The organism is Kitasatospora sp. NEAU-69 (genome assembly GCF_057158765.1).
Genome location: NZ_JBWXUE010000016.1, coordinates 159,718 through 176,510, shown reverse-complemented (window position 1 = coordinate 176,510; position 16,793 = coordinate 159,718). Strand labels below are relative to the sequence as shown.

Genomic DNA, 16,793 nt, shown 5'->3' with positions numbered 1-16,793 from the left:
GGTAGGCTGTGTCCTTCGCCCCCCCCCCCCCCACCCCCCCCCTTGCGTTTGTCCCCCCGCGGCCGGCTGCGCACGTCCGGTCAGCTCCGCGACTCCGCCGCGTACACCCAGACCCGCACCACCTCGGTCGCGCGCGCGAGCTGCCACTCCCGCTCGCTCGCGCCCGCCGCCGCCCCTCCGACAGCCTGCACCGCGTAGGCGGCCGCGTGCCGCGCATGCCCGGCCAGGTGTGCGACGCTGGCCGCCTGTCCGGCCGCCCGCGCCACGGCCCGGGCGGCCGGGTCCTCGGCCGACCGGGCCGCCGTGTGCGCGTCGTAGGCCGTCAGCCGGGCCGCCTCGACCCCGGTCTCGCCACGCCCGAACGCACCCGCGGCCTCGACGGCCCTGCGCGGCCGGTCGTCCCCCGGGCAGAGCCGCTCGTACAGGGGCAGCACGCGCTCGACGCACTCCCCGGCCCACGCCGCCAACTGCCGCCGCTCGTCCTCGCTCCCCGCGTTCGGGGATCCCTCCGGGGTGCTCATGAAGCCGAGTGTTGCACGGGCCGCGCACCGTCCGGCCGTTGCCTGAGCGGAAATTGATCCGGCGTTACAACGCGGACGCACGACGAAGGCCCGGACGTCGAGTCCGGGCCTTCGTCCTACCGATGGATCAGGCCGCCGCCGATGAACCGGGCGGCCGATGGATCAGGCTGCCGACCGATCAGGCGGCGGGCACCAGCGCCGCGGTCTGCCGCCAGATCAGGCCGTCGCGCAGCACCCAGGTGCCGACCAGGTTGAACCGGTTGCCGTCGACTTCGACCTTCGAGTGGTAGAGAACTATGTTGTCCGCCGCCTCCAGCGAGACCACCTCGGTGATCTCCGGTTTCATTGCGAGGTAGTCAGCGAGCACGGCACGGATCTCCGCTTCGCCGTTCGCGACCGCGTCGGGCAACCGGAACATCTTGGCCTCGGGGTGGTAGTGCTCGAGCATCCCGTCGAGGTTGCCGGCGCGCATCTCGTCGAGATCCTTCTGGAACAGCGCGGGGAACTTGGTGTCGGCCATGACTCCTCCATGATTGTCTTCTCGTGCCGGGCTGATATCTGGCGCCGATCTCTTCCTTATGCTCCACTGATAACCGCAGAACGCGCGATAAGCGGAACCTGGCCCACCTCTGGGAATCCGGGCTCCATCGCCTATTTCTCGGCATGGCAAATCGCACGGCATGGGCCTGTGAGCAGCGGAGTTCCAACCACTTGAGCATGCAGGACCGGTTCAGGTTCCCGCTGACTCAGTATTGACTTACCGAGCACACCCGGTCAACCAGCGTCACAATTCTGTGTCAGGTCGGGTGCCGACCAGGCAAGTAAGCGGGAGATTCGACCGATGAGTATCTAACGGCGGGTCGGATTCCGATTTCGACGGCCCCCGGTGATCGACTGCGGCGTTCCGCCAGGTGTTCGACTGCGGACTTCTCCGTGACCCCAGCAGGATTATCCAACTAAAGCGGAGGCGGCGGAATTTAACACATTCACATGTAAAACTGCTGCCATGAACACAGCACCCCCGACAGGCTTCCTCGGACTCGGCACCATGGGCGAGCCGATGGCTCTCAACCTGCTCCGGGCCGGCTTCCCGCTGCTGGTCTGGAACCGCACCCCGGGCAAGGCCCAGGCACTCGCCGGCGCCGGCGCCGAGATCACCCTCGACCCCGCCACCGTGTTCGCCCGCTCCGACGTGATCTTCCTGATGCTCTCCAGCAGCGAGGGCATCGACGCCGTGCTGGACCGCGCCGGCCCGACCTTCGCCGATCGCGTAGCCGACCGCACGATCATCAACATGGGCACGCTCGGCCCGGGTTACTCCACCGCCCTGGCGACGGAGATCGCCGCCGCCGGCGGCCGCTACGTCGAGGCGCCGGTCTCCGGCTCCCGCGCGCCGGCCGAGTCCGGCGACCTGATCGCGATGCTGGGCGGCGAGCCGGACGTCGTCGAGGCGATCCGCCCGCTGCTCGCCCCGCTCTGCCGCGAGACCACGTACTGCGGGCCGGTGCCGAGCGGACTGGCCATGAAGCTGGCCATCAACTCCTACCTGTTCACGCTGGTGGCCGGCCTCGCCGAGGCCGTCCAGTTCGCCCACCGGCACAGCCTCGACCTCGACACGTTCGTCAACGTGCTCCGCGCCGGCCCGCTGGCGAGCCCCGCGCTGCTCGCGAAGGCGCCGAAGCTGGTCACCGAGGACTTCAGCGTCGAGGCGTCGATCGCCAACGCGCTGGAGAACACCAACCTGATCGCCGAGGCGGCGGCCGCCGCCGGTGCGGCGGCCCCGCTGCTCGACGTCTGCCGGACGCTCTACGCGGAGACCTCCCGACTCGGCCTGGCCGAGGCCGACATGAGCGCCGTCCTGAAGGCCCTCCAGGCCCGCGCGGCCGCCCCCGGTCCGGGCCCGCTGGCGGCGCTGGCCGCCACCCTCTGACCCCGAACACGACTGCGGCGGAACCGAATCGGTTCCGCCGCAGTTCAGGCCGGTTCAGCCGCAGGTCACGTGCCTGATCGTCAGCCGCGCGTGGCCATCGCGCGCAGGAAGAAGGTCAGGTTGGCCGGGCGCTCGGCGAGCCGGCGCATGAAGTAGCCGTACCACTCCTGCCCGTACGGCAGGTACACCCGCATGGTGTTGCCGGCCTCGGCGAGGCGCAGCTGCTCCTCGGGGCGGATGCCGAAGAGCATCTGGTACTCGAAGCTGTCGCGGGCGCGGCCGTTCCACTCGGCCAGCTGGCCGGCGATCTTGATCATGTTCGGGTCGTGCGAGGCGACCATCGGGTAACCCTCGCCCGCCATCAGGACCTTGAGCGCCCGGACGTACGCCAGGTCGACCTCGCGCTTGCCCTGGAAGGCGACCGACTCGGGCTCCTTGTAGGCGCCCTTGCAGATCCGCACCCGGGAGCCGGGGCCGGAGAAGTCCTTGCAGTCCGCCTCGGTGCGCTTCAGGTAGGCCTGGAGCACGACGCCGAGCCACGGGAAGTCGGCGCGCAGCTCGCGGGCGATCGACAGCGTGCTGTCCGTGGTGGTGTGGTCCTCCATGTCCAGGGTGACCGTGGTGCCCGCGTCGGCGGCCGCCTCGCAGATCCGCCGGGCGTTCTCCAGCGCGATCTTCTCGCCGTCCACCGGGAGGAACTGACCGACCGCCGAGAGCTTGACCGAGACCTCGGAGTTCGCGGCGAGGCCGGTCTCCTTGAGCGCGGCGAGCAGGTGCTCGTACGCCTCGGCGGTGCCGGCCGCCTGGGCGGAGTCCTTGGTGTCCTCGCCGAGGTGGTCCAGGGTGACCCGGCGGCCGGTGGCGACCAGGTCGTCGCAGGCGGTCACGGCGTCGTCGAGCAGCTCGCCGGCGACGAAGCGCTCGACTATCGCATGGGTCGGCGGGAACTTCTCCACAACGGTGCGCACCTGCGGGGAGCGGGAGGCGGCGAGGAGGGCGGAACGGAGCATCGGTACTCCTGGGTCACAGGTGCGGGGGCAGGAAAGAAAAGGGGCGGGGGCGGCGGTGAGGGTGGGCCGCCGCCCCCTGGGGCCGGTCCGGTCGATCGACCGGACCGGCCCCGGAAGCACTGGGCTTGGTCAGCCCATGTGCGGGTAGCGGTAGTCGGTCGGCGGAACGAAGGTCTCCTTGACCGAACGGGTCGAGCTCCAGCGCGCCAGGTTCTGCTTCGCGCCGGCCTTGTCGTTGGTGCCGGAGGCCCGGCCACCGCCGAACGGCTGCTGGCCGACGACCGCGCCGGTCGGCTTGTCGTTGATGTAGAAGTTGCCGGCCGCGAAGCGCAGCTTGTGCATCGCGTCCTGGGCGGCCGCACGGTCCTGGGCGATGATCGCGCCGGTCAGGCCGTAGGAGGAGACCGACTCCATCTGCGCGAGCATCTCGTCGTACTTCTCGTCCTCGTAGACGTAGACGGCGAGGATCGGGCCGAAGTACTCGTCGCGGAAGTACTCGGACGCCGGGTCCGAGCAGACCAGCACGGTCGGGCGGACGAAGTAGCCGACCGAGTCGTCGTACGTGCCGCCGGCCAGCACCTCGACCGACGGGTCGGCCTGGGCGCGGTCGATCGCGGCCTTGTTCTTGGCGAACGAACGGTCGTCGATCACGGCGCTCATGAAGTTCGCCAGGTCGGTGACGTCGCCCATGGTCAGGCCCTCGACCTCGGCCTGGAACTCGTCCTTGAGGCCGGCCCAGATCGACGCCGGGACGTAGGCGCGGGAGAGCGCCGAGCACTTCTGGCCCTGGAACTCGAAGGCGCCGCGGGTCATCGCGGTCTTCAGCACGGCCCGGTCGGCGGACGGGTGGGCGACCAGGAAGTCCTTGCCGCCGGTCTCGCCGACGATCCGCGGGTAGCTGCGGTAGCCGGCGATGTTGTTGCCGACCTCGCGCCACAGGTGCTGGAACGTCGGGGTGGAGCCGGTGAAGTGGATGCCGGCCAGCGCGGGGTGCTTCAGCGCGACCTCGGAGACGGCCAGGCCGTCTCCGGTCACCATGTTGATGACGCCCTTGGGCAGGCCGGCCTCCTCCAGCAGCTCCATCAGCAGGTGCGCGGAGAACTGCTGGGTGGGGGACGGCTTCCAGAGCACCACGTTGCCCATCAGCGCGGGCGCGGTGGGCAGGTTGCCCGCGATGGCGGTGAAGTTGAACGGCGTGATCGCGTAGACGAAGCCCTCCAGCGGGCGGTGGTCGCTGCGGTTCCACACGCCGTCGGAGGAGATCGGCTGCTCGGCGATGATCTGCCGGGCGAAGTGCACGTTGAAGCGCAGGAAGTCGATGAACTCACAGGAGGAGTCGATCTCGGCCTGCTGCGCGGTCTTGGACTGGCCGAGCATGGTGGCGGCGGCCAGCGTCTCGCGCCACGGGCCGGCCAGCAGGTCGGCGGCCTTGAGGAAGATCGCGGCGCGCGAGTCGAAGGAGAGCGCCTGCCAGGCCGGGGCGGCGGCCAGGGCAGCATCGATGGCGTCCTGCGCGTCGGCCTGGGTGGCGTTGCGCAGGGTACCGAGCCGAGCCGCGTGGTTGTGCGGCTGGACGACGTGGATCTCGGCGCCGGCGCCCATCCGGCGCTCGCCGTTGATCGTCATGGTCAGCTGGACGGGCTCCTGGCCCCCCAGCTCCTTCAGCTTGGCCTCCAGGCGGGCCCGTTCCGGGCTGCCGGGGGCGTAGCTGTGGACCGGCTCGTTCACCGGCGCGGGGACCTGGGTCACAGCATCCATGGGCGCGCGCTCTCCTTCGAGTCGTGGGGGGATGGGGCCCACGCGGTTCACACGCCGGCCATGAACGAACGTTAAGCTCCGCGGCCGGTCCACATGGTTGGCCAGGCGGCTAAAGTCATCCGTACGGCATTGTCCGAGTGGATGAACCGGACGGATGAACCGGACGGATGAAGGAGTGCCATGAGTACCCCCGGCCTCCCGAGCCCCGGCCTGCCGGGCCCAGGCGTCCCGACCGCAGGCCTGCCGCTGCGGCAGCTGCTGATGTCGCTCGGCGAGCCGCTGGTCGAGCTCCAGGCCGCGCCGGCCGGCCTGGACGTCCCGGTGCGTGACGTCGCGATCCTCGACCCCGAGGACCCCGCCACCGCGAACCCCGGCGAACTCGTGCTCGCGATCGGTGCCCGCGGCCGGGCCGCGCTGCCCGCGCTGCGCGCCGCCGGCCGGGCTCGGGCGGCCGCCGTCGCCGTCAAGCTGGACGGCCCCGGCCAGGCCGACGCGCTGCGCGAGGCCGCCACCGAGGCGGGCGTCGCGCTGCTCTCGGTCCGCCGGGAGACCCGCTGGGAGCACCTGGACGCGCTGGCCCGCGCCGTGATCGGCGGCCCGGACGCCTCGGAGAACGCCGAGCAGACCGCCGGCGACCTCTTCACGCTCGCCCAGACGACCGCGGTGCTGACCGGTGGGATCGTCTCGATCGAGGACACCTCCAGCCGGGTCCTCGCGTACTCCCGCTCGGCCGACTCGGACGAGGTGGACGACCTGCGCCGGCTCTCCATCCTCGGCTGGCAGGGGCCCGAGCCGTACCTCTCCAAGCTGCGCGAGTGGGGCATCTTCCAGCACCTGCGCAGCTCGGACACCCCGATCGCGGTCGAGCCGCACCCCGAGCTCGGCCTGCGCCGGCGGCTCGCGATCGGGATCCGGGCCGGCGCGCAGCCGCTCGGCACGATCTGGGTGCAGGAGGGCTCGCAGCCGCTCACCCCGCAGGCCGAGCAGGCGCTGGTCGGCGCGGCCCGGGTGGCGGCCGCCCAGCTGGTGCGCCGCCGCCGCGAGCTCTCGGCAGACGTGCGGCTGACCCAGACGCTGCTCACTGGCCTGCTGGAGGGCAGCACCGGACCGCAGTCGCTCGCCACCCACCTGGGCCTGGACCCGCACCGCCCGGCCACCGTGCTCGCGTACTCGGCCGAGGGCTCCGACCTGACCCGGGGCGAGGTGACCGGCCTGATCTCGGTGCACACCGCCGCCCGGCACCGCGGCGGGCTGCTCGCGCCGGTCGACAGCCGGATCTACGTGCTGCTGCCCGAACTGCCGCCCGCGCTGCCGATGGCCACGCTGCGCGGCTGGGCGCAGGAGGTGGTGGACGCCGCCCGCGACCACCTGGGCGTCCAGCTGCGGGCCGCGATCGGCAGCACGGTCGGCGCGCTGGCCGCGGTGCCGGCCTCCAGGGCACAGGCGGACCGGATCCTGGACGCGATGGGGCGCGGCGGCGTGGCGCCCGAGGTCGCGGCGCTGATCGACGTGCAGGCGGAGGTGCTGGTCAGCGAGGTGCTCGCACTGCTCCAGGAGCGCGGCGAGCTGCGCGATCCGCGCCTCGCCGCGCTGGCCGCGTACGACGCGCGGCACGGCACCCGGCTCGCCGAGTCGGTGCTGGCCTGGCTGGACGCGCTCGGCGAGGTGCGGGTCGCGGCGCAGGCACTGCACATCCACCCGAACACCCTGCGGTACCGGGTGCGCCGGGCCGAACAGCTCACCGGCATCGACCTCGCCCAGCCGCAGCAACGACTGCTCGCGATGCTCCAGCTGCGGCTGCCGACCGAACCCGACCGGCTCTGACCAGGCCGGCTCCCACCTAACGACCGCGTTCGCGCCGCCACTGCTCCCAGGCCGCCAGCCAGTTCTGCTCGGCCTGCCGCCGGCGCTCGTCGGCGTCCAGCTTGGCCAGCCCGCGCGGCTCCGGCTCGCCGTCCGCCCCGGCGTTCCCGACGTTCAGCTGCTCCCAGCAGCGCTGCGCGGGCAGGCTCGGCACCTGGCTCGCGAAGACCGTGTAGCGGATCACCTCCTCGACCGCCGCCTGCCCCTCGGCCGTGCCGCACAGCCAGTCGACCCGCTCGGCCAGCCTGCTGAGGTGGTCGATCATCGAGTCCACGGCGTCGCTCGCCTCCCGCCGGTTCTCCGAGGCGAGTTTCATCTGCTGGCGCACCGCGGCCTCCCAGTGCGCGGGCGGCTCCTCACCGCGCAGCCGGCGCGGCAGCCTGGTCCGGCCGCAGGAGAGCCGGTGCGCCTGCACGGCGACCGTGCGCTCGACGCTGAACTCCAGCACCGCCCGGTGCGCGTCCAGGCCGGTGAGCACGAGCTGGCGCCGCTGGTCCTCGGCGAGGCGGCGGAGGCGGGCCATGGTGACCTCGCGCAGCAGGCCGGTGCGGCCGCCGAGGTAGGGCTCCAGGCCGTCGGTGCCGAGCAGCTCGAGCTGCACGCCGTCCGGCGCGACCCCCCGCGCGCAGATCAGCACGACCGTGCCGTGCACCAGCAGCCGGCCGGCCCAGACCGTCTGCGTCTGGTGGCCGAGCGCGCCGCCGCGCTCCTCGTGGATCTGCACCGCGACCGGCTCGCCGCCGACCGCGATCCACTCGCGCAGCGCGCGCACCGGGCCGGGGTTGTCACCCTCGTCCACGCCGATCTGGTCGTAGGCACGGTCCCGCTCGCGCTCGATCAGCTCCTCCAGCTCGGGCAGCGGGCCGTGCCGCTCGGTGCCCGGACGGTAGGTGCGCACGGTGACGTACGGGCCGTCCAGCGAGGTCCAGTCGCCGGAGCGGACCTCGACCCAGAGGATCTCGCCGTTGTTCGTCTCGTAGGCGGTCATCGCGTCGGTGTCCACCACCGAAGGCCGGTGCCGCGGCTGCGCCGGCGCGATGCCACGCGCGCCACGGCCTGCCCGGTCCACGCCGTAGACCGCGAAGTCGAGCTCGGCGAGCGCCGCGCGCACCTGACGGTCGTGCACGTCGTAGAAGTCCTCCGGCTGCGCCGCCCAGCTCCCGCCGCTGATCGTCATGCTCGGGCACCCCCGGGTCTCACCGTTCGGTCGGTCGGCGGCCGACACGGGCTGGGTGGTCGCTCGCGCGGTACCGCGTCCGCCCACGATACGTGGGTCTGACCTGCTGGGCCATCAGCTTCCCTCGTACGGTTGGCAGATCAGCGAACCGGTCCCGCCGCAGCACGGTTCGCCCTATGTTGTCCTCGCCCATGCCCATGGCGCGCAATACCCTGAGCGGCATGACCAACGACAAGGGCACCGCGCTGCCCGCCCGGATCAGCATCGTCACGCTCGGTGTGAGCGACCTGGCCCGCAGCACCGAGTTCTACAGCGCCCTCGGCTGGCCGAAGGCGAGCGCCTCGCAGGCCGAGATCGTCTGGTTCCGCACCGCCGACTCGGTGCTCGGCCTCTTCCCGGCCGAGGAGCTGGCCGCCGACGCGGGCATCCCCGCGGGTGGCGAGCCCCAGTTCCGCGGTATCACGCTCGGGATCAACCTGGAGTCCCCGGCGGCGGTGGACGCGGCGCTGGAGGTGGCCGTGCAGGCCGGTGCCACGGTCGTCAAGCCGCCGGCCGAGACCAGCTGGGGCGGCTACTCCGGCTACTTCGAGGACCCGGACGGGCACCTGTGGGAGCTCGCGCACGCCCCGGGCTTCGAGATCACCGCGGAAGGCCGGCTGGTCCTGCCGTAACGGTGCACCGCCGGTGAGGTGAATCGACAGTGACCCGGATCGGGCCCGGCTGCGTACCAGTGGGCATGGAACTCAACCACTACCACCTGACCAGCACCTGGCGGCTGGCCGCGCCGCCGGGTGCCGTCTACCGCGCGCTGCGCGACGTCGAGCGGTACCCGCAGTGGTGGCCGCAGGTGCGCGACGTCCGACGGCTGGACGAGCACCGCGGCCAGCTGCGGATCCGCTCGGCGCTGCCGATCGGGATGCTGCTGACGGCCCGGGAGCGCCGCCAGGACGAGAGCGCCGGGGTGCTGGAGGCCGAGCTGACCGGCGACCTGGTGGGCTGGTCCCGGTGGACGGTCGGCCCCGACGACTCCGCCGGCGCCGACGGCTCCGGCAGCCGGGCGGTCTTCGAGGAGGAGGTGCGGCCCGGCAAGCCGCTGATGCGCCGGCTCGCGCTGCCCGGCCGGCCGGTCTTCCTGCTCAACCACGCACTGATGATGCGAGCCGGTGAGCGCGGACTGCGGCGCCACCTGCTGCGGGCCTGAGCACCGCAGCAGGTGACGCGTTGCCCGTCCCGTTTACTTCCCGCCGTCGCGGGAGCGCGCCTTGAACGCGGCCTTGCGGGCCTCCTTGGCCACCTGCCGGTCCAGGTGCAGCTCGCCGACGGCCTCCAGCACCTGCGCGGTGTACGGGTGCTCGACCCGCCACAGCTCGCCGAAGAAGCTGGCCGGGTCCGCGGTCACCGGCAGGCCCGAGATCAGCTCGCGCAGCACCTCGGCGTCGCCCTCGCTGTCCAGCAGCTGGGCGGCGAAGGTGTCCACCGTGGTCCACAGCACCATCGAGCGCTCCGGCGCCGGCACGTCGCCGGCGCCCCGGGAGACCAGCCAGACCCGCGCGCCGCCGCCCAGCTCCGGGTCGGCGAGCACCTCGCGGGCGGCCGGCTCGGCGGGCTCGCCGAGCTCCGCGAGCGCGAGCTGCGCGAGCATCCGGCGCAGCGGAGCCGTCGGGTCGTCGCCCCGGGCGGCGGCCAGCAGCTCGCGGGCGGCGGCCAGCGGCTCCCGGTCGGCCAGCCAGACCCGGATCTCCTGCTCGGGCAGCACGTTGACGGCCTCCGCGATGCCCTGGAGCAGCGCGGCCGCGTCGCCCTGGGCGAGGTCGCCGACGAGCGGGGCATCGAAGCCCTCGTCGAGCAGCCACTGGCGGACGCCGTACTGGCCCAGCGGGGTGAGCCGGACCAGGCCGAAGCGGGCCGCCTCCTCCTCGTCGAGCGGCTCGCCGTTGCCGGCCGAAGCGCCGCCGGGGCGCGCCTCGGCGTCCTCGTCCTCCTCCTCGTCGAAGAGCTCGGGGTCGATCGGCTGGTACTCGAGCATGCCGATCTCGGCCAGGTCGGCGAGCATCGGGTCGAGTGCGACCATCACATCGGTGATGTCGCCGAGCATCTCCTCGTCCGGCTCCTCGCCCTCGGGCACCACCAGCAGCGCGGCCAGCACGCCGAGCGGCATGGTCTCCTGGCCCGGCTCGCTGAAGGCGGTGGCCTCGTAGAGCACCTGGAGCGCCTCGTCGAGCAGCTCGGCGGCCTCCTCCTGGACCTCCTCGAACTGCGTGACCAGCTCCTCGGCCCGCTCGTCGTCGGCGTCCTCGCCGGCGTCCGGCTCGGCGTCCAGCGGCTCGATCTCCACCGCCAGCTCGGCCACCACGTCGGCGGCGGCCAGCCAGAGCTCCAGCACCGCCTCCGGGTCGCGGGCCTCGACCAGCTCCAGGTCGGGGCCGGGGCCGGCCCGGCGGACGCCGTCCGCATCGTCGGTCGCGACGACCACCAGCTCCAGGTCACTGGCCAGCGACCAGATCCGCATCGCCTCCAGCACGGCCTCCTCGGAGACCTCGCCCTCGGCGGGCGCGAAGCCCAGGTGGCGGGCGGCGGACTCGCGGTCGGCGTCCAGCAGGTCGCCGAGCTCGTCCACCGCGAACAGCGGGCGGCTCCAGCGGCCCAGCTCGACGGCCTGGGCGAAGAGCGGCACGGCGAGCGCGGCAGCGGCCAGCTCGGCCTCGGGCAGCAGCCGGACCGGCGGGACGAGCACGGCGGAGTCGTCGAGATCCGGGTCGTCCGCCTCGTCCGAGCCGTGTGCGCCGTACAAATCGGCCAGCTCGAAATCGGCGGGCAGCAGGCCCTGCGGCCCGGTCGCCGACGGGTTGTCAGTGTTCTTGCGGCGTCGTCCGGCCATCAGGTGGCGATCTCCTAGTCAGAGCATTGTGCGCTGCGATCAGCGTATCGGCCGGGACCGCCGTGGCGCCTATTACTCGCCCGCTCGCCGCCGGGCCCGCTGCGCCGGTGTCGGCCCCGGTGTCGGCCCTTCGGGTCGGGGCCTCCAGTCGGGGGCGCGTACCACCTGTGCGCGCCGTGCCCGCACTACCCCGTATCCTTCCCTCTGACCCCGGCGCACACCCTGCGCACGGTCACGCCCGGGCAGCGATGCCCGGCACGTCCTTTCAGCACACCCGCTCCACCACGGTCTCCCCGCACCACGGCCACACCCACAGCGCCACCGGACGGGCTCGTCGGCACATCCCGCCGGCCCGCGGTGGTGCCTGGCCACAGGAGACCCCTGCCATGGCGGACCTCTCCCCCGCCGGTTCCGGCCTGCGCACCGCGCAGCTGACCGGCCACCGGCTCTCGGAGGCCCTGCTCCCCCTGGAGCTCGCTCCGCGGACCCAGCTCCAGCTCGCCGCCGTCAGCCGCTGGAACGCGCTGCGCGGCATCCGCGTCGGGCTCTGCGCCGGCGCCCTGCTCCTGCTTCTGATCGGCGCCAATCTGGCCACCCCGGTCTACCCCCTGTTGCAGCAGCGGCTCGGCCTGACCGCCTTCGACACCACGCTGCTCTTCACGGTCTACGTCTTCGCGCTCGTCCCGGTGCTGGCCGCGGCCGGCCACTGGTCCGACCTGGTCGGCCGGCGCGCGCTGATCCTGCCCGCGGTCGGCCTGGCCGCCAGCGGGGACGCGATCTTCGCGACCGCGAACTCCTTCGGCCAGCTCGCCGCCGGCCGGGCGATCCAGGGCATAGCCGTCGCCCTGGCCACCGGCGCGGCCGGCGCGGCGCTCGGCGACCTGCTGCCCGACCACCCGACGCTGGCCGCCAAGCTCACCCTGGCCTGCTCGGCCGGCGGCGTGGCGCTCGGCCCGGTCGTCGGCGCCTCGCTGGCGAACGGCGCGCACCCGCTGCTCACGCCGTTCCTGGCGCACGCGGTCGCGCTGCTCGTCCTGTGCGTCCCGCTCGCCCTGGTGCACCCGCGGATGCCCGGCGCCCGCCGCGAGGCCGACGCCCCGCCGCGGATCACCACTCCGGTCCACCTGCGCCCGCGCCGGCTCGCGATGCCGGTCCAGGGCCGCCGCACCTTCCTGCTCGCGGCGGGCGCCGGCTTCGTCTCCTACGCCGTCTTCGGCGTCTTCCTCAGCCTGGCCCCCGCCTTCTCGGCCGGCCTGCTGCACACCCACTCCCGGATGGTCGGCGCGATCGTCGCCGCGCTGCTGCTCGGCTCCTCGGCGCTGGCCCAGCTGCTCGTCCCGCCGACCGCCGACCGCCGCCTGATCGCCCTCGGCATGGCCGGCCTGGCCGGCGGCCTGGGCCTGGTCGTCACCGCCCAGGCCGAGCACGTCCCGGCCCTGCTCTTCGCCGGCAGCGTCCTCGGCGGCGCCTGCCAGGGCATCGCCTTCCGCTCCCTCTTCACCAGCGCGGTCGCCGCGATGGACCCGGCCCGCCGAGCCGGCGAGATGAGCACCCTGTGGGTCATCGTCTACCTCGGCAGCTCCGCCCCGATCGTCGCCGTCGGCGCGCTGTCCCGCTCGTACGGCCTGCTCCCGGCCGTCAGCGGCTTCGCCGTCGTCGCGGCAGCAGCCTGCCTGGGCCTCGCAGCAGCGGTACTGAAGCGCGCATAGCCCGACCCGCACCCCTCCCCGACCCGCCCGGCTGCCGACAGGCACCCGGGCGGTTTCGCGTTCCACACCACCGGCCACATCGACCCCTTGGAACCCAACTACCGCATTAATAAAGGCGGTTGTATCACCAACGGTTCGCTGACAGACTCCTCCTCGGCCCGGCGGCACACAGGCCGCCCACACGGGCCCATCGCTTCTGTCTGGGGGGGACCACGAATGAAGCACAACTCACGCAAGCATGCCCTGGCGCGCTCCGCCGCCGGGCTCGGACTGGCCGCCGCCATGGCCGCGACCACGGTGCTGACGGCAGGTGCCGCGCACGCGCAGACCGGCATCACGGGAACGTTCGGCTTCAGCGGCGACACCGGCGAGTACGTCAGCCAGGGGCTGTCGTACCACTACTCGACCACCACGGGGGACAGCATCTCGCTGCCCACGGTCAGCGCCGACGACCACTGGCTCGACATCTGGGTCAAGGGCGCAAACGGCGACGACTGGATGCTCCGGCTCGCTGGGCCCGCCGGCTCGCCGCTGAAGCCCGGCCTGTACAGCGGCGCCACCGGCTTCGTCTCCGGCGCCGCGACCCAGCCGAGCATGGACTTCTCCGGCAACGGCCGCGGCTGCAACACGCTCACCGGCTCGTTCGACATCGCCTCGGTGACGTTCGCCCCGACCGGCGGCCTGGAGTCCCTGGACGCCACCTTCCAGGAGCACTGCGAAGGCCTCGCCCCCGAGCTGAACGGCCGCGTCGTCATCTCCGCGTCCTGACATCACAGCCGACGGCGGACGCCACCGCCGGTCGGCCGCGCCCCGGCGCGGCTGACCAGCAGTGGCGCTCCGATTACCTACCGTGGTCTGCGAAAAGCCTTCGGAGACCACGCTAGGAGCAGCCATGACCACACCCGCACTCACCGAACTGACCGGCCGCTACGTCATCGACCAGGCCCACTCGCGGATCGGCTTCACGGCCCGGCACGCCATGGTCACCAAGGTGCGCGGTCAGTTCCAGGAGTTCGAGGGCTTCGCGCAGCTGGACGGCGCGGACCCGTCCGCCTCGACCGTCTCGATCACCATCCAGGCCGCGAGCATCTCCACCGCCAACGACCAGCGCGACGGCCACCTGCGCACCAACGACTTCCTCGACGCCCCGAGCTACCCCACGATCACCTTCACCTCCACCGGCATCGAGTCCCTCGGCAACGACAAGTACAGCCTGACCGGCGACCTGACCATCAAGGGCACCGCCCACAAGGTCACCCTGGACGTCGAGTACGCCGGCAGCGCCCGCGACCCGTACGGCAACCTCCGCCTCGGTTTCGAGGGCTCGACCACGATCAGCCGCAAGGACTGGGGCATCACCTGGAACGCGGCCCTGGAGGGCGGCGGCGTGCTGGTCAGCGACAAGGTGGTGCTGGAGTTCGACGTCTCGGCGATCAAGCAGGAGTAGCCGGATCCGGCCGGATCCAGGCGCTGTTTCACGTTCGGGGTCTTGTCGCAGCGCGTGGCGAGGCCCCGCCGGCGGTATGTACCGGACCGGGCCGATCTCAGCTGTAGTCGGAGGTGCTCCTCACCTCGCCGAAGCGTGGGAAGATCCGCTCCACGGTGAACTCGTGCTCGTCTGCGGCCAGTCCGGACATCGCGTCGGCCACGAACTCCACCTGGTAGCCGTGGTCGGCCGCGGCCCGTGCGGTGGACTCGACGCCCATCGTGGTGACCAACCCGGCGATCACCAAGGTGTCCACGCCGAGTTTGCGCAACTGCTCGTCCAGATCGGTGCCGTAGAACGCGCCGATGGTCCGCTTGACCACCACGAGGTCACCGTCGTCCACCAGGCCGTCGGCGAAGTCACTGCCTGGCGGCTGTTCAGCGACGTTCGGGCGCTCCACCCGGACCAGCACCACCGGCCGCCCACTCACCCGGAACGACTTGGCCAACTCGCGGCTACGCGCGAGCACTTCGTCACCGGCGTGCGGAGCCAACGGAAGGGCGATGATGCGCGGCATCAGGTCGATGAGGATCAGTGCGGAGGTCATGGCGATGATCGTAGAGCCGCCAGACCCTAGTCGGACCACGGACGCCAGCGCTCGGTGCGAATCTCGACGCCGAACGGCTCGGGCAGCCGCACCAGGTCGCCGAACTTCCAGGTCAGGGAGTCCTCGTAGCGGCCCGCGAAGCGATCGGGGCTGCTGTAGAGCGCGACGCCGGGAGACTTGGGGTCCCGGTCGATCAGCAGGTAGAAGCCGATTCCCGCACGGGCGTAGCCGCTCCACTTGGTACCCCGGGGGCGACGGCCGATCACCGGCTCGCGGTCATTGGACGCGTTCGACTCCGAGGTCACCTCGACGACCATCGCGACCTGGTGGGGAAGCAGGAACCTGAGCTCATCCGACCAGCCCTCGGCCTCGACTGCCGTGTCGAAGACGAGGAGGTCGGGGATGTAGCCGTCGCCGACGTCCGCCATGTTGAGGCCGACATTCTGCATCGCCAGCCAAGGGAATCGGGGATCGGCGTAGCTCATGCCACCGATCGCTCGCTCGATCGCTGTGACGATCCCCGCATGTGGAAACACCGGCGCAGGCGACACCATCATCTCCCCCCCGAGCACCTCCACCCGCATGTTCTTCGTCAGGTGGAGGTAGTCGGCAAGCTCGCCCCGCACCCACATCGCGTATGGAGAGTCGGGCAGTGAGTAATGCGCGATCGCAGCTACGGACACCTCGGCACTCCTTCCACGCTCGCGAGCCCAGCCTTGCCCACGATAGGCAGATCCACCGCTGCCGCGTGGATCATTCCCCCGAAGGGGCGAACCAGGCGGCAGCGGTGTTGACGGCGGCCGCAGGCCCCGGGCGATGTCAGCGGCCGGCGAAGCCACCGGCCTGCACGCCAGACACGAACGCCTTCCACGCATCGGCCCCGAAGACCAGCGCAGGCCCGTGCGGGTCCTTGCTGTCCCGTACGGGTACGCCCTCACAGGTGCTGTTAGCGACCTCGACGCAGTTCTCGTTGCCGTTGCTGTATGAGGACTTTCGGAAGGCCAAGCCGAAGGCGGAAGCGTCCGGGTAGTGGGTCATTTGGTGAGCCTGTCTTTCAGATCGGTGATGAATTCGAACGACTTCTCCAGGGACAACGCCTCAGCGGTGATCTTCTGGAACATCGCCTTGTACCGCCCCACGTCAGCGCGGTCCTCGATCCAGAGGCTGCTGGCGGCAGTTGGGACCAGGACTACGTCAAGGTCGCTCTGATGAGGAAAGTTGAGCCCCGTGAACGCGCCGTCCATGCCCGGATGTACGGCGGCGTCGAGTGGCATGACCTGGATGTTCACATTGGGTAGGTGCGTCAGGCTGACGAGCCGTTCGAGTTGATTGGCCATCACACCCGGCGCTCCCACGCGGGCCCGAAGTGCTGCCTCGTTCACCACCGCCCAGACCTCCGGCGGATTTGGTCGAGTGAGCACCGACTGTCGAGCCATGCGCACCTCAACCTGAGCGTCCACACCCAGGGCCTGGTTCCCCAGTCGAGCGATGACGGTCCGGGCATAGTCCGCAGTCTGGAAGAGCCCCGGGACGAAGAACGTCTCGTAGAGCTTGATCTCCGAAGCCTCGGTTTCGAGGGAGATGAGATCGCTGAGTCGTGGCGTCAGGACTTCTCGGTAGCTCTGCCACCAGCCGCGCTTTGCAGCGTTCCGTGTGACCTCAAGGAGAACCTTGGTCAGCTCGGCGTCTGCGTCGTAGAACTCGAGGAGCTCGGCAACTTCCTTCTCACGCACAGCAACCTTGGCGTTCTCCATGCGACTGATCTTGGATACGCCCCACTTGGGGAGGTTGCTGCTCACCTCCTCGGCGGACAGGCCCTTGGCCTCACGGAGCCGCCGCAACTCGGCGCCAAGTTGCCTACGTCGAACGGTCTGTGCGAGTGCCACGGTTCCCTCTCCTACAGCTGTCGCTGGA

17 protein-coding genes are annotated in these 16,793 nt (G+C 71.7%); 7 read left to right on the top strand and 10 right to left on the bottom strand.

Translation table 11 applies throughout. The features are described from left to right. Window positions 1-80 precede the first annotated feature (80 nt). Together AC060L_RS20535 and AC060L_RS20530 are read right to left on the bottom strand one after the other, a co-directional pair. Complete coding sequence (locus AC060L_RS20535) at window positions 81-521, bottom strand: putative immunity protein (RefSeq protein WP_483800272.1); 441 nt, start codon at window positions 519-521, stop codon at window positions 81-83. A gap of 178 nt (window positions 522-699) precedes the next feature. Continuing rightward, window positions 700-1,041: a nuclear transport factor 2 family protein gene (locus tag AC060L_RS20530; protein ID WP_483800271.1), complete on the bottom strand. Its 342-nt coding sequence runs from the start codon at window positions 1,039-1,041 to the stop codon at window positions 700-702. A gap of 486 nt (window positions 1,042-1,527) precedes the next feature. Between AC060L_RS20530 and AC060L_RS20525 the strand changes: the two genes are divergently transcribed. After that, window positions 1,528-2,451 carry an NAD(P)-dependent oxidoreductase gene (locus AC060L_RS20525; RefSeq protein ID WP_483800270.1) on the top strand — a complete coding sequence of 308 codons (924 nt, stop codon included), beginning with the start codon at window positions 1,528-1,530 and terminating at the stop codon, window positions 2,449-2,451. An 80-nt stretch (window positions 2,452-2,531) separates the two neighbouring features. Here AC060L_RS20525 and AC060L_RS20520 read toward each other — a convergent pair whose 3' ends face one another. Further along, window positions 2,532-3,461: a proline dehydrogenase family protein gene (locus AC060L_RS20520; RefSeq protein WP_483800269.1), complete on the bottom strand. Its 930-nt coding sequence runs from the start codon at window positions 3,459-3,461 to the stop codon at window positions 2,532-2,534. Window positions 3,462-3,590: 129 nt separating this feature from the next. After that, window positions 3,591-5,219: an L-glutamate gamma-semialdehyde dehydrogenase gene (pruA, locus tag AC060L_RS20515; RefSeq protein WP_483800268.1), complete on the bottom strand. Its 1,629-nt coding sequence runs from the start codon at window positions 5,217-5,219 to the stop codon at window positions 3,591-3,593. A gap of 180 nt (window positions 5,220-5,399) precedes the next feature. On the opposite strand from pruA, the gene AC060L_RS20510 reads away from it, so the two are divergent. Next, window positions 5,400-7,043, top strand: coding sequence for a PucR family transcriptional regulator (locus AC060L_RS20510; protein ID WP_483800267.1), 1,644 nt, complete (start codon window positions 5,400-5,402; stop codon window positions 7,041-7,043). A gap of 16 nt (window positions 7,044-7,059) precedes the next feature. On the opposite strand, the gene AC060L_RS20505 is transcribed toward AC060L_RS20510, so the two are convergent. Continuing rightward, window positions 7,060-8,259 (bottom strand): hypothetical protein, encoded by a 1,200-nt coding sequence (locus AC060L_RS20505; protein ID WP_483800266.1) that lies wholly within the window; start codon window positions 8,257-8,259, stop codon window positions 7,060-7,062. Window positions 8,260-8,480: 221 nt separating this feature from the next. On the opposite strand from AC060L_RS20505, the gene AC060L_RS20500 reads away from it, so the two are divergent. Together AC060L_RS20500 and AC060L_RS20495 are read left to right on the top strand one after the other, a co-directional pair. Beyond that, window positions 8,481-8,930, top strand: coding sequence for a VOC family protein (locus AC060L_RS20500; RefSeq protein ID WP_483800265.1), 450 nt, complete (start codon window positions 8,481-8,483; stop codon window positions 8,928-8,930). A 65-nt stretch (window positions 8,931-8,995) separates the two neighbouring features. After that, complete coding sequence (locus AC060L_RS20495) at window positions 8,996-9,460, top strand: SRPBCC family protein (protein WP_483800308.1); 465 nt, start codon at window positions 8,996-8,998, stop codon at window positions 9,458-9,460. A 33-nt stretch (window positions 9,461-9,493) separates the two neighbouring features. Here the strand turns inward: AC060L_RS20495 and AC060L_RS20490 are convergent, their stop codons facing one another. Next, on the bottom strand, window positions 9,494-11,137 hold the full coding sequence (locus tag AC060L_RS20490) for a hypothetical protein (protein WP_483800264.1): 1,644 nt from the start codon (window positions 11,135-11,137) through the stop codon (window positions 9,494-9,496). A 386-nt stretch (window positions 11,138-11,523) separates the two neighbouring features. Here AC060L_RS20490 and AC060L_RS20485 point away from each other — a divergent pair, with 386 nt between their 5' ends. The 3 genes from AC060L_RS20485 to AC060L_RS20475 all read left to right on the top strand — a co-directional run bounded on the left by AC060L_RS20485 (window position 11,524) and on the right by AC060L_RS20475 (window position 14,293). Then, window positions 11,524-12,846, top strand: coding sequence for an MFS transporter (locus AC060L_RS20485; RefSeq protein WP_483800263.1), 1,323 nt, complete (start codon window positions 11,524-11,526; stop codon window positions 12,844-12,846). Between the two features lie 216 nt (window positions 12,847-13,062). Beyond that, a complete protein-coding gene (locus tag AC060L_RS20480; protein WP_483800262.1) occupies window positions 13,063-13,614 on the top strand; it encodes a hypothetical protein in 552 nt (183 codons plus the stop codon). Between the two features lie 124 nt (window positions 13,615-13,738). Then, window positions 13,739-14,293 (top strand): YceI family protein, encoded by a 555-nt coding sequence (locus tag AC060L_RS20475; protein ID WP_483800261.1) that lies wholly within the window; start codon window positions 13,739-13,741, stop codon window positions 14,291-14,293. Window positions 14,294-14,390: 97 nt separating this feature from the next. Here AC060L_RS20475 and AC060L_RS20470 read toward each other — a convergent pair whose 3' ends face one another. The 4 genes from AC060L_RS20470 to AC060L_RS20455 form a co-directional block, all read right to left on the bottom strand. Next, entirely contained in the window at window positions 14,391-14,879 is a 489-nt protein-coding gene (locus AC060L_RS20470; protein WP_483800260.1) for an isochorismatase family protein, read from the bottom strand. A gap of 26 nt (window positions 14,880-14,905) precedes the next feature. After that, the gene (locus AC060L_RS20465; protein WP_483800259.1) at window positions 14,906-15,562 is read right to left on the bottom strand and encodes a Uma2 family endonuclease; all 657 of its coding nucleotides are present in this window, start codon (window positions 15,560-15,562) and stop codon (window positions 14,906-14,908) included. 136 nt (window positions 15,563-15,698) lie between these two features. Further along, window positions 15,699-15,917, bottom strand: coding sequence for a DUF397 domain-containing protein (locus tag AC060L_RS20460; RefSeq protein ID WP_483800258.1), 219 nt, complete (start codon window positions 15,915-15,917; stop codon window positions 15,699-15,701). Beyond that, entirely contained in the window at window positions 15,914-16,765 is an 852-nt protein-coding gene (locus AC060L_RS20455) for a helix-turn-helix domain-containing protein (protein WP_483800257.1), read from the bottom strand. Before AC060L_RS20455 ends, AC060L_RS20460 begins: the two co-directional genes overlap by 4 nt. Window positions 16,766-16,793: the final 28 nt, after the last annotated feature.